A 26669-nucleotide genomic window follows, 5' to 3' on the forward strand; every position below is an offset into this window, starting at 1 on the left:
TTTTCGCCCTTCCGGTCTGAACCGCCGAGTCACGCCGCCGGCAGGATGATCTCGAAGCGCGTGCCGCTCGCCGAGTCAACCAGCCGGATCGTGCCATCATGCGCTTTCAGGAGGGCCAGCACGATGCCGAGGCCCATGCCGGTGCCGCCGGAATCGCGGCGCGTGGTGAAGAACGGCTCGAAGATGCGGCCTCGGTTGCTGGGCGAAATGCCGGCGCCGTCATCGTCCACCACAATGGTGGCCTTGCCGTCCGCGCTTGCTGCCGTGACCGAGACCAGCGTCGCGCCGTGTCGCGCCGAATTGTCGATGAGATTGGCCAACACGATCGCGGCGTTTTCGGCCGATATGCGCAGGCCGATATCGGCGCCCGCCTCGAGGCGCACCGCCAGCCTGTGGTCGGCCGGCAGCAGCGCCAGTGCCGGAGCGAGTGATGTGCCTTGGCCGCTGGGCTCGAGATTTTCGGCACGCGCAAGGTCAAGCAGGCGGCGCACCAGCAGATTGAGCCGGCCGGCATCGGTGACGATATTGTCTGAAAAACGCCGCCGCTCGGCCTCGTCCATCGCGCCGCCCGAATCGCGCAGCAGTTCGGCTGCCCCCTGGATCGCCGTCAGCGGCGATTTGAGTTCGTGCGAGACGTGGGTGGCGAAGGTCTGGATGCTGTCGGAGCGCGCATGCAGCTTTTCGGCCATGTCGAGGAAGGCCGCGGAGAGCGCCGCCATTTCGCGCGTGCCGTGGTGATCAAGCGGCCTGATCGCCTCACGGTCGCCGGCGGCGATGCGCTCGGTGCGCTCGATCAGTGCATAGATCGGCCGGCTGACGGTGCGCAGGAAGACCAGCCCGATCAGCAGCGTGCCGCCGAGGATGGCGATTGCCGCCAGCGCCACCTTGCCGCGCTCGCCAAAGAGATGCTTGACGATGTTGTTCGGCGTCCGCGACAGATAGACCACGCCGGCGACCTTGCCGGAGACCGCAACTGGTATGGCGACGAAGACGCGGACTTTGGTGCCGCGGCTGACCGAATAGAGCGGCGGCGATGGCTGGTCGGGAACCCGCAGCCTGAGCGCGCTGGCGTAGCGGCCGGCAAGCGCTGCGCGAACCTCTTCGACCGCGGCGAGCGACAGGCCGGCCTCCTCGCGGCCGGCAATGACCACGCCGCTGGGATCGAGCAGCCGAAAGCCGGCCAGCGTGGTTTTCTGCGTCTCGGCAAGAATGCCCGACAGCCGCGCGCCGATTGCCGCGAAGGCAGGATCGACGCTGGCCGCCGTGGCCGCGGGCCGGGTCGGCAGTATCCTGTCGGACGCAAGATCGAGGCGCGGTTCGATCGGCTGGTAGGCAGAAGCCCGATCCCTTGTACTGGGTGGAGGCATGGGTGTGCCGAGCTTTTCCGGGGCAAGGCCGGCCTCACGGACCTCTAGCGCATAGATCGCGGCAAGGGCGGCACCTTGCGCGATCAGCTCGGCCTCGGTCTGGCGGATCAGCTGGTTCTCGTACAGCCGGAAGAAGAACAGGCCGGCCAGCGGCAGTGCCATCACCATGATCAGGATGGCAATGACGACCGTGGCAAGCCGTGGCCGCCATTTGCTGCCAATCCGTTCTTGGGCGCTCACGCGCCGCATTTGCCGAGCCGGAAGCCGACGCCATGCACGGTCTCGATTGCATCGACGCAGCCGACCGCCGCCAGCTTGGCGCGGATGTTGCGGACATGGCTGTCGACGGTGCGGTCGGCGACGTGGATATTGGCAGCATAGGCATTAGCCATCACCATGTCGCGGCCGAGCACATGCGCGGGACGCGCCAAAAACCCTTTCAGGATCGCGAATTCGATGCCCGTCAGCACCAGCGGCTTGCCGTCGAAGCTGGCTGTATGGCTTGCCGGCACTAAGGCCAGTCTGCCATGCGAGAATTGCCGATCGTCGGCATGTTCGGGCGCAGGCCGGGCGCGGCGCAGGATGACGTTGACGCGGGCGACCAGCTCGCGCGGGCTGAACGGCTTGGTGACATAGTCGTCGCCGCCCATTTCCAGCCCGAGGATGCGGTCGATCTCTTCATCCCGCGCTGACAGGAACAGCACCGGCACGTCGGATGTGTGGCGCAGCCGCCGGCACACTTCCAGCCCGTCCATTTCCGGCATGCCGATGTCGAGCACGACGAGATCGGGCGCGCGGCGTTCGATCGCCTGCAAGGCAGCCGCGCCGTCCGGCACCGCCAGCGTCTTCATGCCGGCCTTTTCGAGCGCGAAGCAGATGATTTCGCGAATGTGCGGATCGTCGTCGGCGACCAGTATGTGGTGCGGCATCAAATCAGCGGCCCGGCATGAAGGGTTCGGACATCGGAGGAACCACGAACGGGATACGTGTGTCGAGAGCACGAAGGCGCCGCCAGTCGCGAAAACTCCAGGCGCGCCAGTTTTCTAGGCCGGCGCGGTAGCGGGCCTCGTCCTGCCCAAGCAAACGGGCGAGTTCGCGGTACGAGGAAACGCTGGCCGCATTCGTCCTGCCCTGATGCTCGAGGAAACGGTCGAGCGCCGGCCAGGCGCTGGGACCGAGCGTACGCAGATACCAGAAATCGAGTTCGGTGCCTTGGCCGGTCATTTCGAATGAGTGCTCGACATTGTAGTTGGCGATCAGCGCCGCGAAGTTGACGAAGCAGCAGGCATAGAGCGTCATTGAAAGCGTCAGAAGATTGGCGGAAAGCAGCCATTCATTGGATTTTTCGAACGCGATGCGGGCGATGATCAGGGCAAGGCCCGCCGCCACCAGTCCCATCCAGACGAAGGCGGCGATGCGCCAGTAGGTCAGCGCGTAGATGCCGATATAGAGGTCGAGCCGCAGGATCGACGAGATGACCAGCACGATGTTCTGCGCCACCCAGACGTAGACCAGCCGGCGGATGAGCGGATCGCTGGAGGTCGTGCTGCCCGGCCGCAGCGCCGCCAGGACGAAGCCGGCTGCGAGCAGCGCTGTGATGATCAAGGGATAGGCGCCGCGATGCGCATAGGCGGCGTAGGTCAGCCGGTCGGGAAGCGCGATGCCGCCCCACAGATAGGTGGCGTCGAGCGCGGTCTGCATCGCGAAAAGGATGTTGAAGACGACCAGCGCACGAAGAATCGCGGCCTTGCCGAAGATGATGTCCTCGATCGCCTTGGCGGGTTTTGTCGTCGCCCGGCCGACAGGCACAGGCGACAGCACACGCGGAATGGAGCGGAGAAAGCGCGGTAGGCGCGGGCGCAGAAAGGCCCAGACGCCGACCAGCACGAACAGCCAGAAGGCGAGACGCGGCAGCTGGATGAGCTCGAGCAGTGCCATTAGGTCGATCAGCGACAGCCAGTATTCGACGACCGGATTGGCGGCGCCGAACAGCGCGAGAAACACCGCGCCGAGGCTTAGCGGCATGACCCAGACGGCAATCGTCGCAAGGCGCACGCGCCGTCGGCCAAGCTGCCGGGCCGCCTTGCGCCAGCGAAAGAAATCCAGGATGAACCGAAAGGGCGTTGCAAGCAGGAATAGCGAGAGTTGGCCGGCAATGCGGGCAACCCCGTGCTTCAACCGCCCGGCCAGCGAAAGCGCGAAGACGGCCAGCGCCGCCAGCCCGATCGAGACGGACAGCGCACTGACATTTTCCGCGACCGGCAGCAGCGCCACAAGCAGCGCAACTGGCTTGAACCAGGGCCTGCCATCATTGAAGGAGCCGAGAGGATGGACAGCCATGCTCGTGGTGGCAATCGCAACGCCGAACAGGAAAAGCGTGATGCCGGCCGGTTGGCTATAGAAGAAAAAATCGGCCAGCGCGACGCGCAGGACGGCAACGCCGAAGCGGCTGCAATAGCTCGGCGCCGGCGTGAGGAACGCTGTCATGATCGGGCTTTCTCGGCCGCTTTGATGCGGCCGGAATATCTGGGCGGGGATTTGCGGACGAAAGGGAGGAGGTTTGCCGGGGGCGGATCGACAAGCCACCAGCTGTCGCGGCGAAGCCGGTACGGCAGGGACCAACGGCAATTTGTTTGCTCTTGCATGCCGCCCTTGTCGCATTCTGTCGGGTGGCAAGCGGGGCGGAGACGAGGAGATTTTCCGAAATTGCGTGCAGTTTTTATGCACGGCTTGCCTCGGCCGTCTGCAGGCGGCATAGATCGGACATGACTGCCGAACCCTCCCGCCCGCGCCGCTCGGTGCTTTACGTCCCGGCTTCGAACGACAAGGCATTGGCCAAGATCCGGTCGCTGGCCTGCGATGCCGTCGTCATCGATCTCGAGGACGCCGTCGCCCCGGCCGACAAGCTTTCCGCGCGCGAAAAACTGGCGGGGATTTTCGCCGGCCGTTCCAACCGGCGCTGCGAGATGGTTGTGCGCATCAATGCGCTGTCGAGCGAATGGGGCGCCGACGATCTGCTGGCTGCGGCAAAATGCGCTCCCGACGCCATCCTGCTGCCCAAGGTCGACACGCCGCGCGACATTCTCGAGGCCGGTGACGTTCTCGACGACAATTTTGCGCCGGACGAGGTCAAGCTATGGGCGATGATGGAGACACCCAAGGCGCTGCTCAACATCGGCCCGATCGCCGAGCTTGGCCGCGACCCAGCCTCTCGACTGGTTTGTTTCGTTGCCGGAACGAATGATCTGGTCAAGGACACCGGAATTCTCACCACGCCCGACCGGCGCTATCTCGTGCCGTGGCTGATGCAGATGGTGCTCGCCGCGCGCGCCGGCGGCCTCGACCTGCTCGACGGCGTCTTCAATGATTTTAGCGATATGGACGGGTTTGCGCGCGAGTGCACGGAAGCGGCCGCCATGGGCTTCGACGGCAAATCGCTGATCCATCCGGCCCAGATCGAGGCCGCAAACCGGGCCTTTGCGCCTTCGCCTGAAGCGATGGCCGAGGCGGGCGCGATCAAGGATGCCTTCGCGCTCGCCGAAAATACCGGCAAGGCGGTGATTGCGCTGAACGGAAAGATGGTCGAGCGGCTGCATCTGGCGCAGGCCGAAAAACTGCTGGCGAAGGCCGCCGCTGTTCGCGCATGATTGCAACTCACGACGGGATTGAAAATGAAACTCTACCGCTTTTTGTCCGGCCCGGACGACGCCAGCTTCTGCCACAAGGTGACGGCGGCGCTCAACAAGGGCTGGCACCTGTTCGGCTCGCCGACCTATGCCTATGACAAGAATGCCAAGACCATGCGCTGCGGCCAGGCGGTGGTGAAGGACATCGAAGGCCAGGAATACGGCCCCGACACCAAGCTCAGCGACTGGTAGCGCTGACATCGCTTCGGGTGCCCGCGAATGCGGGACACTTCTGGACGCTGGCGCGAAGGAACGCTGCGCTCTCCAGTCAAAACGACGTCACTCCGCTGCCTCTTCGATCTTCTCCATATCATCGTCCGACAGGCCGAAATGGTGACCGATCTCATGGATCAGCACATGGGTGACGATGTCGCCCAGCGTCTCCTCGTTCTCGGCCCAGTAGTCGAGGATGGCGCGGCGGTAGAGCGTGATCCGGTTCGGGCCTTCGCCGGTCTGCGGATTCCAGCGCTCGGCGATGCCGCGCCCCTCGAACAGGCCGAGCAGGTCGAAGGGCGTTTCCAGCGAAAGGTCGTCCATGATCTCGTCGGTCGGGAATTCGGCGATCTGAATGACGATCTCGCCGGTCAGCTTGCGAAACTCCTCCGGCAGATGGGCATAGGCCTCCAGCGCCAGGAGCTCGATTTCCTCCATCGTTGGCGAAAGCTGGTCGTGCCAGATGCGTGTTTGGTAGATGCGAGCCATGCTTTGTCCTTTGATCCCGGCATATAGGCTTTCGGGCCGGACTCGGCAAATGGTCGGGCTGGAGCGCCCGGACCATGCCATCAAGGCAGGAATAAATTCCCCATGACTCCGCTTGACTCTTTGGCCGCCCTCTGGAATCTATAGGAACATAACAGGAACAATTGTGAGTGGAAGCTGACCGTCATGGCGACAAGCGCCGTGGCGCGGGAGACTGTTTTTGCCCTGCGCCGCCAGATCGCGAAGATCGAAGGGACCTTGTCCGAGCGCCTGGAAGCGCCGGCCGGTTCGTCGTTTGACGCGGATGTGCCTCGCCAGAGTCTGGCATCCTCTCGGAATCCGACACCCGCTCGGAATCTGACGATTGTCCGTCGCGGCCTCGCCGTGGCGCCGCCCGATGCGTTTTTGCGCACCGGTGCCGAGCGCCTCGATGCTGCGCTGAGCGGCGGCCTGCCGAAGGCGGCGCTGAGCGAGTTTCATGGCGCCGCGACCCGCGATGCCGGAGCAGTCGCCGGTTTTGTCCTGTCGCTCATCAGCCTGATCCTCAGCCAGGGGCCGCGACTGCCGGTGCTGTGGATCGGCACATCCGAGGTTTTCCGCGAGGCCGGCTTTCCCTATGCCGGGGGGCTTCACGCCTTCTTCGGCATCGAGCCGGAGCAATTGCTGTTTTCCGAGGCGCCAAGGCTGCTCGATGCGCTGTGGGTCGCCGATGAGGCCGCCAGGATGACGGCGCTGGCCGCAGTCATCCTCGAAATCCGTGGCAACCCGCAGCGGCTGGATCTCACCGCGACGCGGCGGCTGCACGCCCGGGCGCAGAGTGCCGGCCGGCCGCTGTTCCTGCTGCGCCAGGCCGGCGAGCCCGAGCCGACGGCAGCGCCCGTCCGCCTCATCCTGTCGGCGGCACCGGCGGCAGCGCGCGAGACGATCGCCGGGCCGCTCGCCGGCTCGATCGGCCGGCCCGCCTTCACCATCACCATCGGCAAGAGCCGCACTGCCTTGCCCGGAAAATTCACACTGGAGTGGAACCCCGATGAACGCATATTCGAAGAAAGACGGGGCGAGGAATGGGCAAAGAATCCTGTCCCTGTGGTTTCCACATCTCGCCGCCGAGAGGATCCTGCGACAGCGCCTGGGGCGGTCCTGGCGTTCCCGGCCGTCGGATCACCTGCCGCTGGTGATCAGTCACCGCGACCGGAACGCCCAGCGCATCGCCGCCCTCGACGAGCGGGCCGAGGCGCTTAACCTGAAACGCGGCATGGGCATAGCCGATGCACGCGCCATGCATCCCTCGATCGACATCGTGGAGGCCGATCCGGAAGCCGACCGGCGCCTGCTCGAAGGCCTCGCCGACTGGTGCGACCGCTATACCCCGCTGGTGGCGCTCGACGGGGCCGATGGCCTCTATCTCGACGTCACCGGCTGCACCCATCTTTTCGGCGGCGAACGCTCGATGCTGGACGACATCCTGTCGCGTTTTTTCCATCAGGGCTTCGATGTCCGCGCCGGGCTTGCCGCCACGCCGGGCTCGGCCTGGGCGGCGGCGCGGTTTGCCGGCGACCGCATCGTTCCCGATGGTGAGGAGGAAGCGCTTCTCGCGCCCTTGCCGTTGGCGGCACTGCGCATCGATCCAGAGGTCCGCGCCAGCCTCGAAAGCGTCGGCCTGCGCACGGCGGGCGCCGTCATGGCGGCACCGCGCGCGCCGCTGGCCCGCCGCTTCGGCGCATCGCTGCTATTGCGCCTCGACCAGGCGCTCGGCCGCCTCGACGAAGCCGTGTCGCCGCGCCTGCCGGTCGCGCCGCTTTCGGTCGAACGCCACCTCGCCGAGCCGATCATGCTGACCGAGGACATCGAGCGGCTGACAGGCATGCTGGCGGCCACATTGAAGAAGGACCTCGAGCGTCGCGGCGAGGGCGCAAGGCGGCTGGCGCTGCTGCTCTTTCGCGTCGATGGCGGCGTCAGCCGCATCGCCGTCGGCACCTCGCGACCTTTGCGCGAGCCGCTGCTGATCCAGAAATTGTTTCACGAAAGGCTTGCCGCGCTCGAACAGGATATCGACGCCGGCTATGGTTTCGATCTCGCGCGCCTCTCGGTGCTGACCGCCGCCGCCTTCGACATGCAGCAGGCAGACCTTGCCGGCGAGACGAACGACGGGGGCGCCGACATCGCGCTTTTTGCCGACCGCATCCGCGCCCGGCTCGGCGAAGGCGCGGTCTTGAAGCCGGTCGCCGTCGAGAGCCATCTGCCGGAGCGCGCCGTCGCCGCCATTCCCTTCGCCGAAGCGCCGCAGAGAAGCTCGCCGCCGAAGCAGCCGGACAAGGTGAAGGATGCTCCCACGACCGTCTTCCAGCCGGAACGGCCGATCCGGCTTTTCCGTTCGCCCGAGCCGATCGAGGTGCCGGCCACCGAAATGCCGGAAGGCCCACCTTTGAACTTCCGCTGGCGGCGCGCGCTCTACCGGGTCGCGCGCGCCGAAGGGCCGGAGCGCATTGCGCCTGAATGGTGGCGAGAGGCGGCGGGACGGGAAGATGCGCCGACCCGGGACTATTTCCGCATCGAGGATGCCGACGGCCGCCGTTACTGGCTTTACCGCCAAGGCCTCTACGGCGCCTCGCAGCCCGCTCCGCGCTGGTTCATGCATGGAGTCTTCGCATGAATGCGCTGACAGCCGTTCCCTATGCCGAATTCGGCATCCAGTCGAACTTCTCGTTCCTGCGCGGCGCCTCGAAACCGGAGGAGCTGGTGGTCGCGGCGAAATTCATGGGGTTTTCAGCGATCGGGCTCGCCGACCGCAATACGGTGGCGGGCGTCGTGCGCGCCTGGCAGCAGGCCAAGGTGGAGGGTGTTTCCTATCATCCCGGCTGCCGCCTGGTATTTTGCGACGGCACGCCGGACATTCTCGCTTACCCGCAGAACCGCAAGGGCTGGGGCCATCTCTGCCGCATGCTGACGCAGGCCAATTTGCGCGACGAAAACGAAAAGGGAGCAACGCTTCTCAAACAAAGCGATCTTCTCGAATGGGGCGATCTCTTGTCGCTGGCCATCCTGCCGGATGTGTCGACGGGCGCGGCCGATAGCCTTGCTGTGCTTAGCCGGCTCACGGATCGCTTCGGCGAAAGCCTGCGGTTTGCGGTTTCGCCGGATTACCGCGGCAGCGACCGCTTCCGTATCGAGCAGGCGGCGGCGATGGCCGAGCTGGCCGGCATCCCGCTGATGGCGACCAACGATGTGCTCTACCATACGTCGGAACGGCGCCCGCTGCAGGACGTGCTGACGGCGATCCGCCTCAATGTGCCCGTCGCCGAGGTGGGGCTGGAGTTGATGGCCAATGCCGAGCGTCACTTAAAGCCGCCGCTGGAGATGGCACGGCTTTTTCGCAGGCATCCGCAAGCGCTGGCGGAAACGCTGCGTTTTGCCGGCGAGCTGAGCTTCTCGCTCAGTGACCTGCAATACAACTACCCCGACGAGCCGACGGAATCGGGCCTCGGGCCACAGGCCGAGCTGGAAAGGCTGGCCAAGGAGGGGGCCGCCATCCGCTACCCCTCGGGCGTGCCCGCTTTTGTGACGCAGCGCATCGAGGAGGAGCTCGCTCTGATCGAGCGCCTGAACTACGCGCGCTATTTCCTGACTGTCTACGACATCGTCAAATTCGCCCGCAGCCAGAACATTCTCTGCCAGGGGCGCGGCTCCGCCGCCAACTCGATCGTCTGCTTCTGCATCGGCATCACCGAAGTTGGCCCGGACAAGATCGACACGCTTTTCGAGCGCTTCATTTCCGAAGAAAGAAACGAGCCGCCCGACATCGATGTCGATTTCGAGCATGAAAAGCGCGAGGAGGTCATCCAGTACATCTATTCCAAATACAGCACCAAGCGCACCGCGCTGGCCGCCGCCGTCGTCAGCTACCGCGGCCGCTCTGCGGTGCGCGAAGTGGCCAAGGCGATGGGCCTGTCGGACGACGTCCGGAGCGCGCTGTCCAGTTCGATCTGGGGCTGGTCGACCTCGGAGCTCGGCGAAAAGGAGACAAAAGCCGGCGGCCTCGATCAGACCGATCCCTCGACAAGGCATGTGATCGAATGCGCCAACGAGATCATGGGCTTTCCCCGCCATTTGTCGCAGCATGTCGGCGGTTTCGTCATCACAAGGGACCGGCTCGACGAGATCGTACCCATCGTCAAGACGGCGATGGACGAGCGCAAGATGGTCGAGTGGGACAAGGACGACCTCGACGCGGTGAAAATCCTTAAAGTGGACGTGCTGGCGCTCGGCATGCTGACCTGCCTGCAGCGCGCCTTCACCCTGCTCCAGGATCATTATCCCGAGGCGCGGGACGCATATGGCCAACCCTATGTGTTGGCCACTCTCCCGGCCGAGGACAAACATGTCTACGACATGATCTGCCGCGCCGACACGATCGGCGTCTTCCAGATCGAATCGCGCGCGCAGATGTCGATGCTGCCGCGGCTGCGGCCGAAAAACTTCTACGATCTCGTCATCGAGGTGGCAATCGTGCGGCCCGGCCCGATCCAGGGTGACATGGTCCACCCTTATCTGCGCCGCCGGCAAGGCAAGGAAAAGCCCGAATACCCGAAGCCGGAACTGGAAAAAATACTCGGCAGGACGCTGGGCGTGCCGCTGTTCCAGGAACAGGCAATGAAGATTGCCATCGTTGCCGGCGGCTTCAGGCCGGGCGAGGCCGATGAATTGCGCCGCGCCATGGCCACCTTCAAGCGCACCGGCACGATCGGCAATTACCGCAAGAGGATGGTCGACGGCATGGTTGCCAAGGGCTACGAAAAAGACTTCGCCGAGCGTTGCTTCAAGCAGATCGAGGGCTTTGGCGAATACGGCTTTCCCGAAAGCCATGCCGCCTCCTTCGCCCTGCTGGTCTATGCCTCCTGCTGGTTCAAGACCTTCTATCCCGACGTGTTCTGCGCCGCGATTCTGAATTCCCAGCCGATGGGTTTTTACCAGCCGGCTCAGCTTGTCCGCGACGCGCATGATCATGGCGTCGAGATCCGAGAGGTCGACGTCAACTTTTCCGGCTGGGATTGCGCCTTGGAGCAATCGCCTTTCGATCCGGCCCGCATTCTCGACCGCCATGTTCAAATGCGCGGTGTCATCCGGACCAGCCATGCCGTCCGGCTTGGCTTTCGCCAGGTCAAAGGCCTGTCGAAGGAGCGCATGGAAGCATTTGTGGTGAGGCGCGGCGACGGCTACACATCCGTGCGCGATGTCTGGCTGCGCTCGGGCCTCAACGTCGACGAGATCGAAAAGCTGGCGCAGGCCGACGCCTTCCGCTCGCTTGGATTGAACCGCCGCAACGCTCTATGGGCGGTCCGCGCGCTCGACGGCAAGAGTGCCGCCGAAAAGCTGCCGCTGTTCGATCAGCCGGCGATCCGCTTGCGCGATCTCGAGCCTGAAACCCGGCTCCCGACAATGCCGCTCGGCGAGCACGTCGTCCACGACTACCGCTCGCTCGGCCTGTCGCTGAAGGCGCACCCGGTCGCCTTCCTGCGTCAAAGGCTGGATCGGTCCGGCGTCACGCCCAATGCGCGGCTCGGCCAGGTGCGGGACGGCCGGCGCGTTTCGGTCGCCGGCCTCGTGCTGGTGCGGCAGCGGCCGGGCAATGGCAAGGCGATTTTCCTGACGCTGGAAGACGAGAATGCGGTCGCCAACATCATTTTCTGGGAAAGGACTTTCGACCGCTTCCGCCCCATCGTCATGGGCGCACGTCTCATCCGCGTCACCGGCAAGCTGCAATCGGAATCGGACGTCATCCATATCGTCGCCGAGAAGGTCGAGGATCTGACGCCGTGGCTGTCGGTGCTGCTGGAAGAGGCAGGACCTGAGCCTTCGAGCCGTACAGACGAGGCTCGGCCGGGCAGCATCGCGCAAACGGAATTATTGGGAAAGGCGGAGAAGGTCATGCCCAAGGGACGCAATTTTCAATAGGCCCCCTGTCTTCGTCAGAGCGTTGCTGCGGTGCGGAATTTGATGACGGCAGGACAGAGGGGGGCGCGAAGGATCGCTGCGGAGCGGCCCTTATTCCGAGCCACCCAGGCGCGGCGGTGGCATGGCATCGTCTATGGCGATGACCCGCGCCTCCGATGGCAGCATGATAGGAATGCCGTCCCGCACCGGATAGGCAAGCTTTGCCACCCGCGAGACAAGCTCGCCGCGCTCCGGATCCCAGGCAAGCGGCCCCTTGGTCAGCGGGCAGGCCAGCAGTTCCAGCAGCTTGGGATCGACAGTCCTGTTCCCGTCACGTCCATCCGCCATTCGATCCGTCCTTCCACAAGGCAACCGCTTCGGGGTTTCGCGCGCGGACTTCCCTTCTCCCCTTGTAGGAGAAGGTGGCCGAGCGAATCTCGGTCGGATGAGGGGTGTTCCAGCTTGGCACCGACGGCACTCCGTCCAGCACCCCTCAACCGTCTCGGCGCTACGCGCCGATCCACCTTCTCCCACAAGGGGAGAAGGCAAGAGCCTACTGCAAACTCGAACCGAAATCCTCATTGTCGCGCGCCAGCGCCATTTCGGTGATGGCGATCAGCGTTTCGGCACGTGTCTTTAGATCGGCCGCTTCGAGCAGCGCCTGTTTCTCGGCCGGCCCGTAGGGCGCCATCATCGACAGCGCGTTGACCAGCATGGCGTTTTCGGCGCGGCTGACGCTTTCCCAGTCGGCCTCCAGATCGTTGGCCTGCAGATAGGCGCGAAACGCTTTGAGCAGCGCCGGCCGGTCGATCTCGGCTTCCGCCTGGTCGTCGTCGAGATCGGTGAGAAAGGGTGCCAACCGGCACTGGCGAAACGGCGTCCTGACGGTGAGTTCCTGGACAATGCGGAACCGGCACACGCCCTGCAGCGAAATCAGATAACGACCGTCGCCGCTCTCGGACAGCGCGATGATGCGCCCGGCACAGCCGACATTGCAGAGTTCCGGCTCGCCGTCGGGACGCAGCGCACCGTCGAGGCTGGGCTGGATCATGCCGATCAGCCGCGCCCCGGCGATCGCCTCATCGACCATCTGCAGATAGCGCGGCTCGAAGATGTTGAGCGGCATGCGGCCTCCCGGCAGCAGCAATGCGCCCTCAAGCGGAAAGATCGGCATGGTCGACGGTAAGTCCGCAGCGAGTCGGTAATGCGCGTTTCCCGCCTGCACCTCAATCCTCCGATCGCTTCGTCAGGAAGCGCACCAAACCCGTCTCCTCCCGGCCGGCACAAGGCGCGACACCGGAAACCCGAAATCGAATGCCGTCCGAAAACCTAATCTGGCGCAGCCGCCGCCGACCGCAAGCCCGCCGGACAAAACAGTCTGCGCCGGCTCAGGAAAACAGCAGCGACGACAGTTTGCGCCGTGCCGACAGCGTTGCCTCGTCGGTCATGCCCCATGCCTCGAAGAGCTGCAGCAACTGGGTTCTGGCGCCATCGTCGTTCCACGAGCGGTCGGCCTTGATGATCGCCAGCAGATTGTCGGCCGCCGCCATGCGATCACCCTTGGCGTTCTGGATCATCGCAAGCTCGAACCGCGCCTGGTGATCCCCGGGATTTTCGGCCAGCCGCCGTTCCAGTTCCGCCGGATTGCCGAGCACTGCTGCTTGCGCGGCGAGCGCCATCTTGGCGCGCAGCGCGGCGAGCTGCGGCGCATCCTTCTTTGCCTCCGGCGCCCGCGCCAGCATCGCATCGGCACCTTCGGTATCGCCGGCCTCGAACAGCAGATCGCCCAAGCCGGCGATCGCCTCGATCGTCTCCGGCGCCTGTTCCAGGATAGCGTCGTAGATGTCGGCCGCGGTCTGCACGTCACCGGCCTCGCGCGCCTCGGCGGCCGCGGCCAGCGCCTCGGCCACTTGCGGTGCGCCACCATCCTTGCCGCCGACCTTCTGGATGAATTGCGTGATCTGGCTCTCGGGAATGGCGCCCATGAAGCCGTCGACCGGCTGGCCGTCCTTGAAGGCAATGACCGCCGGTATCGACTGGATGCCGAGCTGGCCGGCGATCGATGGATGGTCGTCGATGTTCATCTTGACCAGCTTGACCTTGCCGCCGGCGGCTTTCACCGCCTTTTCCAGCAGCGGGGTCAATTGCTTGCAGGGGCCGCACCATGGCGCCCAGAAATCGACCAGCACCGGCTGGCGGCGCGATTCCTGGATGACGTCGGCGGCAAATCCAGCGGTCGTGGTGTCCTTGATGACGTCGGCCGGCACCTCCGCAAGTGCGACCTTCTCACGCGCGGCATCGGTGCCGCCATACTGCACGGTGGTGGCATACTGACCGCCATTGCTGCCAAATGGGCGGCCAAAGGGGTTGCTATCGCTCATCTCGTCGCCCTTTCGGTCGCGCCGCCGGCCAAGGGACAGGCGCAACATCCTTCTTCAGAACCCGGTTTCAGTCACCCATGTGGCGATCATGCCGAGACTTTCAAGATAACAGCATCATGTCCGGTTGCCTCGACGAATTTGACCAGGTCCGTGGCGGCGATGGAAGTCGTCGCCTCATTGGTCAGCGGGTGGGCGTTGACCACAGCATGGCTCATCAGCTCCTCGTCGAGAACGACCTTGACCCTTCCCTCCGTGTCGTTGATCAGCCCGAAAACGGTGACCGCGCCCGGGACGACGCCGAGAAGCTCCATCAGCATCTCCGGCCGGCCGAAAGACACGCGGCCCGCGGCGCCGATCAGATGATGGATCTGCTTTAGATCGACCACCGCCTCCTCGCCGACGCTGACCAGGAAGAAATTATCTTTCTTGTCCTTGAGGAACAGGTTCTTGGTGTGGCCGCCGGCGATCTCGCCGCGCAGCACCTGCGAATCGGCGACAGTGAACAGCGGCGGGTGCCGCTGTGTCGATACCTCGATCCCGAGTCCGGCAAGAAAGGCGAAAAGGTCGGCTTCGGTCTTCGGCATCGGTCTTTCTTCTGATGGCCCGCTTTCAACGGCTTGTTCGGCCTACGCCGTTTACGGCCAATGATGCGGCCAAGACAAGCCCGTCGCGCAATGCAGGGGTGATTGCCTTGCGACGTGTCGCGGGACGGCTTGTCCGCATTGCCGGCGAAGCAAAAAGCCTGCGAATTCCCTGTTGCAATCGCCGCGCTCTTCAGCCATATAGGCGCGGCTTGCGGCCCGAAAGCCGCGCGAGCGGGTGTAGCTCAGGGGTAGAGCACAACCTTGCCAAGGTTGGGGTCGAGCGTTCGAATCGCTTCACCCGCTCCAGTTTCTCTCAAGGGAAATCAAGCATCGAAAAGCCGCGGTCCGCCGCGGCTTTTTCGCATTTGGGCGGCACAGGACGCACTTGCCAGCAGGCGCTGCGGTCGCGCCAAGTACGCTGCAGATAGAATTCAGGACTTTTGCGTGTCGTCCTCGGACCAAGGTCCGTCTTGCAGAATGCTCTATTTGAACGGAACTTGTTGGACAGCGGGCTCCACTTTGGAAAGTCCTCACGTTTCTCACTGGAACCCATCCTGGCGGGAGGGCCACTCGAAGGAGGAATTATGAAAACGCGCACCTATCTATTCGCAGCGGCGGCCGCTCTCACCCTTGTCGCGTCTCCGGTCCTCGCTGCCCCCGGCGGCAATGGCGGCGGGAACGGCAATGGCGGCAGCCACGGCAACGGCGGAAACGCGGCTGGGGCCGGCTCGCAGGGACACGGAGCCGCCACCTCGGCCGCGGCCAAGGACAAGTCGACGACCGGAGTTGCTCATGCAATGGCGGTCGTTGCCACGACACCGGCCTCACCGCAGGCCACCCTGGCCTTGCAGGCAGCGCTGGATAGGAAGGCCGCGAAAGACGCGGCAGACACTGCCGACGACACCTCTGACGAAACCGAGTAAGCATTCGAAACTGACAACTTGTCGCGTTGAAAGCCGTGGTTCGCCGCGGCTTTTTTTCGTTTCCCCGCCTGGCGTTCGAACTCTCAAGGCCTTTGATGCATGTCGCGCAAAACTGTGCAGCGGTTTTGCGACACCGACATGCATGAAACAAGAACCTGAAGCGCGTCGCATGAGGCCGGTCGAACGCAACGCGCTTTTAGGGTCGGCAGGTCAACAGCGCTTCCAGAAAAAAGCTGCTCCACAGCGGCACTGAAGCTACGCTGAGGCCAAACGCCGCCGCATCGGCGTCGGATTCGATTGCATGCGAGGAGATCCCGTGACCGGCTTTGTCGACCGAGAACGCGCAACAGACCTGATGCAGCGTGCCAATATCGAGGCATTGGTGCTTTGCGAGCCTGAGGCATTCCAATATGCCACCGGCGCCTGGATCGGCCCGGCCGGCCTGTTCCGCCGGGCCGGCGCCGGTTTCGTGGTCATCCCGAGACGAGACGACCTGCCGATCGGCGTAGTGGTTGCCGATTTCCAGGCTGCCCAGCTCCGGGCGGCGGTGGCGGATGCCGTGGTGCGCACGCATCCGATCTGGATCGAATCCGCGTCGCTTGAGCCGGCGACGGCCGGCCGGCCCGTTGCGCAGCGCATCGAGGCCGGCCTGGTTGGCCGCGCCCCCGGTTTTGCACGTCCAGCGACCTTTGAGCTTGCCCGCTCTGTCCGCGAGCTGAAGACGATGCTCGCCGAACTCGGGCTGGAGCGTGCAACGCTCGGCATCGAGCTGGATTTTGTCTCGGCCAGCGATTTGTCCGCGATGCAGGCGATGTTGCCCGGCACGGCCCTGGTCAACGGCTCGCCGATCCTCGACAGGCTGCGGGCAATCAAATCGCAAAGCGAGATCGACCTTCTGCAGCAGGGCATCGTCCTGTCGGAAGCCGGCCTGTCGCGGCTGCAGCAGCATGCAGCGGTCGGCATGCGTCAGTCGGATCTGGTCGCGCTCTACCGGCAAGGCATCGCCGATGCAGCCGCCGGGTTATCGCAGCAAATCGCGACGGCCGAATACGTCACGCTGGGCGCTCGCCCAAAAAGCGCCGATGCGGTCGCCGCCGCCGGCGATCCGCTGAAGGCCGACATGGTCTGCAGCGTGAACGGCTATGCTTCGGACATGTCGCGGAATTTCACCTTCGGGCCGCCGTCGCCCGAACAGGCCGAATTGCATGCGATAGCCGAACGCGCCTTCGCCGATGGGCTTGCCGCGCTTATGCCCGGAAAGCCGTTCGCCGCCGTTCATCGCGCCGCCAGCGAAAGCCTGGCGCGCCAGGGCCTGCGTTCCTATCGCCGCGGCCATTTCGGCCACAGCGTCGGCCATTCCGTGTTTTCCGAGCAATGGCCGTTCATCTCGGCCGACAGCGATGTCGTGATCGAAGCCGGCATGGTGCTGGCATTCGAGATCCCGCTCTACATCGACGGTCTCGCCAGCTTCAATCTCGAAGACCAGTTCCTGATCACCGCGAACGGGCCGCTGCCGATGAACCGCTTGCCGAGGCGCCTGGAGACTATAGGCTGAATCCAGCCGGCCCCTTATCTGGCGCCGGCCACGCCCCTCCGGAAATCCGACGGCGACATGCCGGAAAGCTTGCGGAACGACTTGTTGAAGGCGCTGAGCGAGCCGAAACCCGATTCCATGGCGACGCGCAGCACATTGGCATCCTGATGCATCAGCAGCGCCTGCGCGTAGCTGAGGCGCAGCAAATTCACATATTCGTTGAGCGTCATGCCGGTCGATTTCTTGAAGATGCTCATGGCGTATTTGGGATGGATGTCGGCCGCCGCGGCAATGTCGACGCAATCGATCTCGTAGAGGAAATTCTCGGCGATGAAGTCGCACATGCGCCCGACATTGCGCAGCGATTGCTGATCGAAGGGACTGCCTATCTCCTGTTCGACCGGAGTTTCGGGCACGAGCCGGTAAGGCTCGAAGCGCACCCGCTCCAGCCGCAGCAAAAGCTCGTTGACCGCATGCTCGGCCTTCACCGGGTCGCCGGAGCGGGCATAGCGGTTCCAGCGCTCGAAATTGTGGTCGTCCGACCGGTCGGTGGCGTCAGTCACCAGCGTCGCGCCGGTCATCAGCCTGTTGCGGACCTCGATCGGCAAATGCAGCCGGAAGAAATGCACCAGCGGCAGATGCGCGCCGGCATAGATGGCATCGTCGGAGGCTTCGTCCATCTGGTGCGGCAGGCCACCCCAGAACAGACACATGTCGCCAGCAGAGAGCGAAAGCTCGTGCCCGTCCATGCGGTAATGCACGGCCCCGCGCACGATGAAATTCACCTCGACCTGGGCATGCCAATGCGGCTTGAGCATCACCAGGGGCTGGGTGTGGAACATCTGCAGCAGCAGCGGCAGGCCCTCTACGCTGCTGGCGCCAGGCTGGTAAAACGGCCTTTCCGGCATCTTACTTTCCGCTCATTTCTTATTCCCTTTGTCGCGGACAAGGCTTTCCCGAGGCCTAGTCTAGCCACGCTCGCAAACAGAGAGCAACTGAAATGGGAGGATTTCAATGCGCATAAAATCGACCTGCGCCGCGCTCGCGCTTGCCTTGGGCTCCAGCCCGGCCTTTGCGCAGTCCGGTGAAATCACGATCTGGAGCTGGAATATCGCCGCTTCGTCGCTGAAGGCCACCATAGCGGGCTTCAACAAGCAGTTTCCCGACATCAAGGTCACGGTCGAGGACCTCGGCAACCAGCCGACCTACGACAAGTCGATCGCCGGCTGTGCCGCCGGTGGCGAGGGCCTGCCGGACATCGTGACGATCGAGAACGGCGAAGCGGAAAACTACTGGAGCCAGTTCCCGGATTGCTTCGTCGACCTGCACACGCTCGGCTACACCGCGGAAGACCAGGCAAAATTCCCCGACTTCAAGCGCACCGAGCTCGAGGTGGACGACAAGGCCTATGCGATGCCGTGGGATTCGGGGCCGGTGGCGATGTTCTACCGACGCGACTTCTACGAGAAGGCCGGCGTCGATCCGTCCTCGATCAAGACCTGGGACGATTTCATCGCTGCCGCCAAGAAGATCCAGGCCGCCAATCCCGGCGTCACGATGACCAACGCCGATTTCAACGGCGATTCCGAATTCTTCCGCATGATCTCCAACGAGCAGGGCTGCGCCTACTTCTCCGCCGATGGTCAATCGATCACGGTCAACCAGCCCAAATGCGTCGATGCCATGACCAAGATCAAGGAGATGAAGGACGCCGGCATCATTTCCTCTGCCGACTGGAGCACCAAGATCACCAACAACACCGCCGGCAAGGTCGCCACGCAGATGTATGGCGGCTGGTATGAAGGCACTGTGCGCACCGAATCGCCCGATGGGACAGGCAAATGGGGCGTCTATTTGATGCCGAGCCTGACCGCCGACGGTCCGCGCGCCGCCAATCTCGGCGGCTCCTCGCTCGCCATCACCTCGGTGTCGAAGAACAAGGAAGCCGCCTACGCCTATCTGAAATACACGCTAGGGACGAATGAGGGCCAGATCACCATGCTGAAAGGCTTCGGCCTGGTGCCGTCGCTAATTTCGGCGCTCAACGACCCTTATGTCTCCGAGGGCCTGCCCTATTGGGGTGGCCAAGCCGTGTGGAAGGACATCCTCGGCACCCTGCCCAAGGTCGTCCCCAGCCGCGGTACGCCGTTCCAGAGCGACGCCGAAATCATCATCCGCGCGGTGCAGACCAAATATCTGGCCGGGGGCTATCCCGACGCCAAGGCAGCGCTCGACGATGCCGCAAGCCAGATCGCCGCGGCGACCGGCCTGCCGGTCAAGTCGTGATCTAAACGAGGCGGCTCCGAGCGCGCGGCTCCCCTTCTCCCCTTGTGGGAGAAGGTGTCGCCGAAGGCGACGGATGAGGGGTGCTCCAGCTTGGCGCTGACGGCACTCCGGCCAGCACCCCTCAACCGTCTCGGCGCTACGCGCCGATCCACCTTCTCCCACAAGGGGAGAAGGCAAGAGACTTGAAAAAGCAGAAAGGAGGAAAACGATGCGCTACCAGAACGCCACGGCGTATCGCTTCCTTGCGCCCTATCTGCTGATCTTCTCGATCTTCTGGCTGTGGCCGATCATCGATTCCTTCCTGATCTCGTTCCAGGCGACGCGCACCGTGCCGTGGCGGTTCGCGCCGACCTTCAACTGGGGCCGGCTGATCGGCGATCCGGCCTTCTTCAATGCCTTGAAGAACACATTGCTGATCCTTGTCATCCAGGTGCCGGTGATGATTTCGCTAGCGATTGTGATGGCGGTGCTTTTGAACTCGCCGCTGCTCAAGGCGCGTGGCCTGTTCCGCTTTGCCTTCTTCGCGCCGGTCGTGGTCGGCGAGGTCGCCTATTCGGCGGTTTTCCGGCTGATGTTCAATCTGGACTACGGCATCATCAACAAATTGCTGAACAGCATCGGCCTGCCCAACGTCGACTGGTTTACCAACGTCACCCCGGCGATGGCGGTCATCATGATGGCGGTGACGTGGCGCTGGGCCGGCTACAACGCCATCATCCTGCTCGCCGGCCTGCAGTCCATCCCCGAGGATGTTTACGAGGCGGCGACCCTGGACCGGGTCAGCAAGGTCAAACAGTTCTTCTACATCACGCTGCCGCTGCTCAAGCCGATCATCGTGTTCTGCGCCGTGCTGTCGATCATCGGCACCATGCAGCTGTTCACCGAGCCCTTCCTAATCACCGAGCGCGGCGGGCCGGGCGGCGGCACCGAAACGCTCGGGCTGCTGCTTTATCGCCAGGGCTTCCGGTCGCTCAATTTCGGCTACGCTTCGGCCATCGCCTACACCATGGCCGGACTGGCGATTGCCATTTCGCTGGTGCAGATATGGCTGACGAGGGAACCGAAATGACCTCGCGCTCCCCAATCAGCCATTCCCGGGTCGGCCGTTCCCAGGCCAGATTGGGCCGCAGCATCGCGCTGCATCTGTTCCTGACGCCGCTGGCGCTGGTCTGGCTGTTTCCGCTGTGGATGATGGTGGTCTTTTCCACGATGCCCGACAACGGCATCTTCAGCCCCGACATCGAGCTTTTGCCGCACGGCAATTTCCTCGACAATGTCAGCAATCTGCAGCGCGGCACCAATTTCATCGGTGCCATCGGCATCTCCGTCTCGGTGGCGGTGACCTACACCTTCCTGTCGGTGATGCTGACCTCGATGGCCGGCTGGGCGCTGGCGCGTTACAACTTCTTCGGCAAGGGCATGGTCGTCGCCATCATCTTCGGCACCATCACGCTGCCCTATGCGGTCGTGCTGATCCCGCAATTCATCATGGTGGCGCGCGACTTCAAGCTCGCCAACACCTGGGTGGCGCTGATCGTGCCGCCGCTGTTCAATTCGCTGGGCGTGCTCTTCATGCGGCAGAGCTTTTCGATGATGCCGCACGAACTGTTCGACGCCGCCAAAGTCGAGGGCGTCAAGGAATGGCGGATATTCCTGTTCGTCGCACTGCCTCTGGCGCGGCCGATGCTGGCAGCGCTCGCCATCATCCTGTTCCTTGCCTCCTGGAACAACTATCTCTGGCCGCTGCTGATCAATTCCAAGCCGGGCGCAATGACCGCGCCCGTGGCACTCGGCACGCTGATCGGTCTCACCAAGGTGTCCTGGGGCGGCATCATGGCGGGCGCGGTGATGCTGACGGCGCCAATGCTCGTCGTGTTCGTGCTTCTGCAGCGCCATTTCGTCGCCGGCATCGCCGCCGGCGCTATCAAGTAAGGATCAGCATGGCGGCAGTCACACTCAAAAACGTCATCAAGCGCTTCGGCGTCTTCGAGATCGTCCACGGCGCCAATATCGATATCGATGACGGCGAATTCGTCGTCTTCGTCGGCCCTTCCGGCTGCGGCAAGTCCACGCTGCTCCGGATGATCGCCGGGCTCGAGGACATCAGCGACGGCGAGATCGCCATTGGCGGCAAGGTGGTGAACGACGTCGAGGCGGCCGATCGCGGCATCGCCATGGTATTCCAGTCCTACGCGCTCTATCCGCACATGACGGTTGAGCAGAATCTGAGCTTCGGCCTGAGAATGACCGGCAACCCCAAGGCAGATACCGAGCGGCGGGTGAAGCGGGCTTCCGAAATCCTGCGCATCGCCGAGCTGATGAAGCGGCGGCCGCGGCAATTGTCGGGCGGCCAGCGCCAGCGCGTCGCCATCGGCCGCGCCATCGTGCGCGAGCCGCAAGTGTTCCTGTTCGACGAACCGCTCAGCAATCTCGATGCCGAGCTCCGGGTGCAGATGCGCGTCGAGATATCGCGCCTTCACAAGGAGCTTGGCGTTACCATGGTCTATGTGACGCACGACCAGACCGAGGCGATGACGCTGGCCGACAGGATCGTCGTGCTCAACGCCGGTAATATCGAGCAGATCGGCGCGCCGCTCGATCTCTACGACGACCCCGCCAACCGCTTCGTTGCCGGCTTCGTCGGCTCGCCGAAGATGAATTTTCTGGCGGCGAAAGTGGTCGGAACCGACAACAGCGCGGCGATCGTGGAGCTGGTCAACCATCGCGGCGTGCGACTGCGCAAGCCGCTTTCCGATGCCTTGCCTGCGATAGGCGGCGATGTCGTGGTTGGCGTGCGGCCGGAGCATTTCTTCGACGCCGGCCAGGGCGATTGCGACCTTACCCTCAAGGCCGACGTCGCCGAGCACTTGGGATCGGTGAGCTATGTCTATGCCAATTCCGGGACCGGGGGCGGGCGCGAAGAACTGATCATCGAGCGCGAGGCCTCGCGGCATCGCGCCAACGGCGACGACCTGGTGGTGTCGATCAAGGCCGACCGCTCGCTTCTCTTCGACGCCACCGGCGCACGCATTCGCTAACCCATCTTTCTTTTGTCCGATCGCGATTGCTCGCGGCCACCCCACGGAGATTTGACATGACTTCCAAACCAGAAAAAATTCGCTGGGGCATTCTCGGGCCCGGCAACATCGCCAAGGCCTTTGCCGGCGGCGTCGCCCATTCGCGCACCGGCACCTTGGTCGCCTTAGGGGCGCGCAATCCCGGCAAGGCCGGGCTCACCGAGGCTTTCCCCGGCGCCCGCATCCTCGACGGCTACGAGGCTTTGCTTGGCGATCCGGATGTCGACGCGATCTATATTTCGACGCCGCATCCGAGCCATGCCGAATGGGCGATCAAGGCAGCCGAGGCCGGAAAGCATGTGCTTTGCGAAAAGCCGCTTGGCCTGACCGCCTTCGAGGCCGACGCGATGATCCATGCGGCGCGCAAGGCCGGCACCTTTCTCGGCGAAGCCTTCATGTACCGGCTGCATCCGCAGACGGCCAAGCTGGTCGAGCTGATCAGTGCCGGCGCGATCGGCGAGATCAAGATGATCAAATCCAGCTTCGGCTTCGCCATGCCGGGCTTCATGCCGGAGCACCGGCTTTACGCCAAGGATCTTGCCGGCGGCGGCATCCTCGATGTCGGCGGCTATCCCGTGTCGATGGCGCGGCTGATTGCCGGCGCCGCGGCGGGAAAGCCCTTCGCCGAGCCGGACAAAGTGGTGGGTACTGCGCATCTCGGCCAATCCGGTGTCGACGAATGGGCGTCGGCGCTGTTGCATTTTCCGGGCGGCATCGTCGCGGAAGTCTCCTGCAGCATCTCGCTCGCTCAGGACAATGTCTTGCGCATTCTCGGCAGCAAAGGCCGCATCGAGGTCGCGGATTTCTGGTATGCCGGCGGCCAGCAAGGCGGCACCGGCGAAATCCGCATCATCCGTCCGGGTTACACCGAGGTGGTCGAGGTCAAGGAGGACGGCTGGCTTTACGCGTTCGAGGTCGACGCCGCCGGCGAGGCCATTCTCGGCGGGAAGCAGGAGTTCGCCTGGCCCGGCATGGGCTGGGCCGACAGTCTCGGCAATCTGCGCGTGCTCGACAAATGGCGTGCCGCGATCGGGCTCGAATACGACATCGAGAAACCGGCAAAGCGCGTCAACACGATCTCCGGACGGAAGCTGCGCTCCGGCGGGACCGCCATCCCCAAGCGCAGCATTCCGGGCCTGCCGCGGCGGGCCTCGTGCCTGGCGCTCGGCTTCGAGGATTTCCGCACCTTTTCGTCGGGCGCCATCCTGCTCGACGCCTATTTCGAGGCCGGCGGCAATCTGTTCGACACGGCCTTCGTCTACGGTTCCGGCTATACCGAGACCCTGCTTGGCCAATGGCTGAAAAACCGCGGCGTGCGCGAGCAATCCGTGGTCATCGGCAAGGGCGCGCACTCGCCGCTCTGCTATCCCGACGTCATCGGCAAGCAGCTCACCCAGTCGCTCGAGCGGCTGCAGACCGACCATATCGACGTTTATTTCATGCACCGCGACAATCCGGACGTGCCGGTCGACGAATTCGTCGATGCGATGGACCGCGAGGTCAAGGCCGGCCGCATCCGCGGTCCGTTCGGCGGCTCGAACTGGACGATGGAACGCATGGACGAGGCGATTGCCTATGCCGAGCGCACCGGCAAGCAGAAGCCCGGCGCGCTTTCCAACAATTTCTCCTTGGCCGAGATGCTGGAGCCGATCTGGGCAGGCTGCGTCACCTCCTCCAGCGACGCGTGGAAGACCTGGCTTACCGCCCGGCAGATGCCGAATTTCGCCTGGTCGAGCCAGGGCCGCGGCTTCTTCACCGACCGCGCCGGCCGCGACCGGCGCGACAATGAGGAGCTGGTCCGGGTCTGGTACTCGGAGAAGAATTTCGGCCGCCGCGACCGTGCCATCGAGCTCGCCAAGCGGCTCGGCAAAAGCCCGATTCACGTCGCGCTCGCCTACGTCCTGGCGCAGCCCTTCCCGTCCGTCCCGCTGATCGGGCCGCGCACGCTCGACGAATTGGAAGACAGCCTCCAGGCGCTCGACATTTCGCTTTCGCCGGACGACCTTGCATGGCTGGACAGCGGTTCGGATCAGGCCCGCGCGCGGGCCTGACAGCAGCGGCAGTCGCTTCAACCTTGCGCTGCGCCATAGCTTCCGGACTGTTTGCGCTGCCCTCACCCTCTCCCGCAAAGAACCGGGACAGGGTAAGAATGGCGGCAGCGCAAACGTCACTGGAAGATAGGGAAGACAGATGCTCGACATTTCACCGTCGAAACAGGCGGCCACCTGGCTCGGTTCTTTTGCGCGAGCGCTCGAAGCGGGCGACGTCGAGGCCGCAACCAATCTGTTCGTCGAGGATTGCTACTGGCGCGATCTTTTGACCTTCACCTGGAACATCAGGACGATGGAAGGCCGCGCCGCGATCCGCGACATGCTGGCGGCGACGCTGGCAACCACAAGGCCTGCTCAATGGCAGCTCAGCGGCGAAGCCACCTCGGACGAAGGCACCATCGAAGCCTGGTTTTCTTTCGAGACGTCATCGGCGTGGGGCCAAGGCATCATGCGCCTCAGGGACGGCAAGTGCCGGACGCTGTTCACGGCGATGAGCGATCTCAAGGGGTTTGAAGAGCGCAAAGGCCCGGCGCGGCCGCTGGGCGTCCGCCACAAGGCCGATCCGGAACGCGAAACCTGGCTGGAGGCAAGGCGCCGCGAGGCGCGTGACCTCGGCGTTAGCCAGCAGCCCTATTGCCTGGTCATCGGCGGCGGCCAGGGCGGCATCATGCTGGGGGCGCGGCTCAGGCAATTGGGCGTGCCGGCCATCGTCATCGAGAAGAACGCCCAGGCCGGCGATTCCTGGCGCAGCCGCTATCGCTCGCTCGTGCTGCACGACCCGGTCTGGTACGACCATCTGCCCTACATCCCGTTTCCGGAAAACTGGCCGGTGTTCACCCCCAAGGACAAGATGGGCGACTGGCTGGAGATGTATACGCGCGTCATGGAGCTCAATTACTGGACCTCTACGGCATGCGTCAGTGCCTCCTATGACGAGACCGAAAAGGTCTGGACGGTCGAGCTCGACCGCGCCGGCGAGCGCATCACGCTGAAGCCCAGGCACATCGTCTTCGCGACCGGTGCTTATGGCCCGCCCAGGCGCATCGACCTGCCGGGTGCCGAGGTCTTTCAGGGCGAGATCCTGCATTCCAGCCAGTATTCCAACGGCGAGAAATTCCGCGGCAAAAGGGTCGCCGTCATCGGCGCGGCAAGTTCCGGCCATGACGTCGGCGTCGATCTCTGGGAGAGCGGCGCCGAGGTGACCATGGTCCAGCGGTCGCCGACGACGGTGGTCAAGTCGGACACGCTGATGGAGATCGGCTTCGAGATCTTCTCGGAAAAGGCGCTGGCCCGCGGCATCACCACTGAAAAGGCCGACATGATCGTCGCCTCGACGCCGTTCGCGCTGCTGCCGCAAGGCCAGCGGGCGCTTTACGACGTCATCAAGGCGCGCGATGCTGCCTTCTACGACCGCTTGCGCAGCGCCGGCTTCGCCATCGATTTCGGCGACGACGAGACTGGGCTCCTGATGAAGGCCTACCGCACCGGCTCGGGCTTCTACATCGACGTCGGCGCCTGCGATCTGATCATCGACGGCGAGATCGGCATCCGTAGCGGCGTCGGGATCAAGTCGCTGACGCCGACAGGCATCCTCTTCGACGACGGCACGGAACTGGCGGCCGACGCAATCATCGCCTGCACCGGCTATCTCTCGATGAACGAGACAGTGGCGGCGATCGTTTCGCGCGAAGTCGCCGACAAGGTCGGGCCGTGCTGGGGGATTGGCTCGGGCGTGAAAGGCGACCCGGGTCCGTGGCAAGGCGAGTTGCGCAACATGTGGAAGCCGACAGCGCAGGAAGCGCTGTGGTTCCACGGCGGCAATCTTGCGCTGTCGCGCTTCTATTCAAAATTCGTGGCGCTGCAGATCAAGGCGCGCATGGAAGGCATTCCGACGCCAGTCTATGGAGCGCCGGTGCGATAGGGCCGCCTTTCCCTTCTCCCCTTGTGGGAGAAGGTGGATCGGCGCGTAGCGCCGAGACGGATGAGGGGTGTTGGACGGATCGCCGTGGGTGCCAAGCTGGAGCACCCCTCATCCGTCGCCTTCGGCGACACCTTCTCCCACAAGGGGCCTGTTGCGTAATTCGCTGATTGTGATTCTCTGAGGTGGACGGTCTGAGGGAATCGCGATGGCAGTGAAGCAGACGGGCCAG

The 26669-nt window shown here is 64.1% G+C and carries 22 protein-coding genes and 1 tRNA gene; 14 read left to right on the forward strand and 9 right to left on the reverse strand.

Annotated features, from left to right (window positions below; genetic code table 11):
• Window positions 1–29 precede the first annotated feature (29 nt).
• The 3 genes from NKH01_RS30735 to NKH01_RS30745 all read right to left on the reverse strand — a co-directional run bounded on the left by NKH01_RS30735 (window position 30) and on the right by NKH01_RS30745 (window position 3854).
• Window positions 30–1529 (reverse strand): ATP-binding protein, encoded by a 1500-nt coding sequence (locus NKH01_RS30735; protein WP_502895842.1) that lies wholly within the window; start codon window positions 1527–1529, stop codon window positions 30–32.
• A 74-nt stretch (window positions 1530–1603) separates the two neighbouring features.
• Window positions 1604–2296, reverse strand: coding sequence for a response regulator transcription factor (locus tag NKH01_RS30740; RefSeq protein WP_352481091.1), 693 nt, complete (start codon window positions 2294–2296; stop codon window positions 1604–1606).
• Window positions 2297–2300: 4 nt separating this feature from the next.
• Window positions 2301–3854 carry a DUF4153 domain-containing protein gene (locus tag NKH01_RS30745; protein ID WP_353024047.1) on the reverse strand — a complete coding sequence of 518 codons (1554 nt, stop codon included), beginning with the start codon at window positions 3852–3854 and terminating at the stop codon, window positions 2301–2303.
• Between the two features lie 278 nt (window positions 3855–4132).
• On the opposite strand from NKH01_RS30745, the gene NKH01_RS30750 reads away from it, so the two are divergent.
• Complete coding sequence (locus NKH01_RS30750) at window positions 4133–5014, forward strand: HpcH/HpaI aldolase/citrate lyase family protein (protein WP_353024049.1); 882 nt, start codon at window positions 4133–4135, stop codon at window positions 5012–5014.
• Window positions 5015–5038: 24 nt separating this feature from the next.
• The gene (locus NKH01_RS30755) at window positions 5039–5245 is read left to right on the forward strand and encodes a DUF1737 domain-containing protein (protein ID WP_023721934.1); all 207 of its coding nucleotides are present in this window, start codon (window positions 5039–5041) and stop codon (window positions 5243–5245) included.
• Between the two features lie 87 nt (window positions 5246–5332).
• Here the strand turns inward: NKH01_RS30755 and NKH01_RS30760 are convergent, their stop codons facing one another.
• Entirely contained in the window at window positions 5333–5755 is a 423-nt protein-coding gene (locus NKH01_RS30760; protein ID WP_023721935.1) for a metallopeptidase family protein, read from the reverse strand.
• Between the two features lie 183 nt (window positions 5756–5938).
• Here NKH01_RS30760 and NKH01_RS30765 point away from each other — a divergent pair, with 183 nt between their 5' ends.
• Genes NKH01_RS30765 through NKH01_RS30775 form a run of 3 tightly spaced genes read left to right on the forward strand, consistent with a single transcriptional unit; the run spans window position 5939 to window position 11704 of the window.
• Entirely contained in the window at window positions 5939–6994 is a 1056-nt protein-coding gene (locus NKH01_RS30765; RefSeq protein ID WP_353024052.1) for an ImuA family protein, read from the forward strand.
• On the forward strand, window positions 6927–8405 hold the full coding sequence (locus tag NKH01_RS30770; RefSeq protein WP_353024054.1) for a DUF6504 family protein: 1479 nt from the start codon (window positions 6927–6929) through the stop codon (window positions 8403–8405). Before NKH01_RS30765 ends, NKH01_RS30770 begins: the two co-directional genes overlap by 68 nt.
• Window positions 8402–11704 carry an error-prone DNA polymerase gene (locus NKH01_RS30775; protein ID WP_353024056.1) on the forward strand — a complete coding sequence of 1101 codons (3303 nt, stop codon included), beginning with the start codon at window positions 8402–8404 and terminating at the stop codon, window positions 11702–11704. Before NKH01_RS30770 ends, NKH01_RS30775 begins: the two co-directional genes overlap by 4 nt.
• Window positions 11705–11794: 90 nt before the next feature.
• Here the strand turns inward: NKH01_RS30775 and NKH01_RS30780 are convergent, their stop codons facing one another.
• From NKH01_RS30780 to NKH01_RS30795, 4 genes are all read right to left on the reverse strand, one after another.
• On the reverse strand, window positions 11795–12031 hold the full coding sequence (locus tag NKH01_RS30780) for a Trm112 family protein (protein ID WP_023720580.1): 237 nt from the start codon (window positions 12029–12031) through the stop codon (window positions 11795–11797).
• Between the two features lie 205 nt (window positions 12032–12236).
• Entirely contained in the window at window positions 12237–12908 is a 672-nt protein-coding gene (locus tag NKH01_RS30785; protein ID WP_023720579.1) for an LON peptidase substrate-binding domain-containing protein, read from the reverse strand.
• Window positions 12909–13071: 163 nt separating this feature from the next.
• A complete protein-coding gene (gene trxA, locus NKH01_RS30790; protein WP_352481097.1) occupies window positions 13072–14064 on the reverse strand; it encodes a thioredoxin in 993 nt (330 codons plus the stop codon).
• 86 nt (window positions 14065–14150) lie between these two features.
• Entirely contained in the window at window positions 14151–14648 is a 498-nt protein-coding gene (locus NKH01_RS30795) for a prolyl-tRNA synthetase associated domain-containing protein (protein WP_353024060.1), read from the reverse strand.
• 231 nt (window positions 14649–14879) lie between these two features.
• Between NKH01_RS30795 and NKH01_RS30800 the strand changes: the two genes are divergently transcribed.
• The 3 genes from NKH01_RS30800 (at window position 14880) to NKH01_RS30810 (ending at window position 17126) form a co-directional block, all read left to right on the forward strand.
• Window positions 14880–14954 (forward strand) — tRNA-Gly (locus NKH01_RS30800).
• A gap of 278 nt (window positions 14955–15232) precedes the next feature.
• Window positions 15233–15571 carry a hypothetical protein gene (locus NKH01_RS30805; protein ID WP_353024062.1) on the forward strand — a complete coding sequence of 113 codons (339 nt, stop codon included), beginning with the start codon at window positions 15233–15235 and terminating at the stop codon, window positions 15569–15571.
• Between the two features lie 316 nt (window positions 15572–15887).
• Window positions 15888–17126 (forward strand): M24 family metallopeptidase, encoded by a 1239-nt coding sequence (locus NKH01_RS30810; protein ID WP_353024064.1) that lies wholly within the window; start codon window positions 15888–15890, stop codon window positions 17124–17126.
• A gap of 14 nt (window positions 17127–17140) precedes the next feature.
• Here NKH01_RS30810 and NKH01_RS30815 read toward each other — a convergent pair whose 3' ends face one another.
• Window positions 17141–18013: a helix-turn-helix domain-containing protein gene (locus tag NKH01_RS30815; protein ID WP_352481100.1), complete on the reverse strand. Its 873-nt coding sequence runs from the start codon at window positions 18011–18013 to the stop codon at window positions 17141–17143.
• A 106-nt stretch (window positions 18014–18119) separates the two neighbouring features.
• Here NKH01_RS30815 and NKH01_RS30820 point away from each other — a divergent pair, with 106 nt between their 5' ends.
• From NKH01_RS30820 to NKH01_RS30845, 6 genes are all read left to right on the forward strand, one after another.
• The gene (locus tag NKH01_RS30820) at window positions 18120–19391 is read left to right on the forward strand and encodes an ABC transporter substrate-binding protein (RefSeq protein ID WP_352481101.1); all 1272 of its coding nucleotides are present in this window, start codon (window positions 18120–18122) and stop codon (window positions 19389–19391) included.
• A gap of 208 nt (window positions 19392–19599) precedes the next feature.
• Window positions 19600–20460 carry a carbohydrate ABC transporter permease gene (locus NKH01_RS30825; protein ID WP_352481102.1) on the forward strand — a complete coding sequence of 287 codons (861 nt, stop codon included), beginning with the start codon at window positions 19600–19602 and terminating at the stop codon, window positions 20458–20460.
• The gene (locus tag NKH01_RS30830) at window positions 20457–21323 is read left to right on the forward strand and encodes a carbohydrate ABC transporter permease (protein ID WP_352481103.1); all 867 of its coding nucleotides are present in this window, start codon (window positions 20457–20459) and stop codon (window positions 21321–21323) included. The genes NKH01_RS30825 and NKH01_RS30830 overlap by 4 nt, the downstream gene beginning before the upstream one ends.
• Window positions 21324–21331: 8 nt before the next feature.
• Window positions 21332–22429: an ABC transporter ATP-binding protein gene (locus NKH01_RS30835; protein ID WP_023720570.1), complete on the forward strand. Its 1098-nt coding sequence runs from the start codon at window positions 21332–21334 to the stop codon at window positions 22427–22429.
• Window positions 22430–22485: 56 nt separating this feature from the next.
• Window positions 22486–24519, forward strand: a complete 2034-nt coding sequence (locus NKH01_RS30840) for an aldo/keto reductase (RefSeq protein ID WP_353024068.1) — start codon at window positions 22486–22488, stop codon at window positions 24517–24519.
• Between the two features lie 139 nt (window positions 24520–24658).
• Window positions 24659–26440 (forward strand): NAD(P)-binding domain-containing protein, encoded by a 1782-nt coding sequence (locus tag NKH01_RS30845; protein WP_353024070.1) that lies wholly within the window; start codon window positions 24659–24661, stop codon window positions 26438–26440.
• Window positions 26441–26669 lie beyond the last annotated feature (229 nt).

Origin of the sequence: Mesorhizobium sp. M1403 (assembly GCF_040317695.1) — a bacterium.
Lineage (GTDB): Bacteria > Pseudomonadota > Alphaproteobacteria > Rhizobiales > Rhizobiaceae > Mesorhizobium.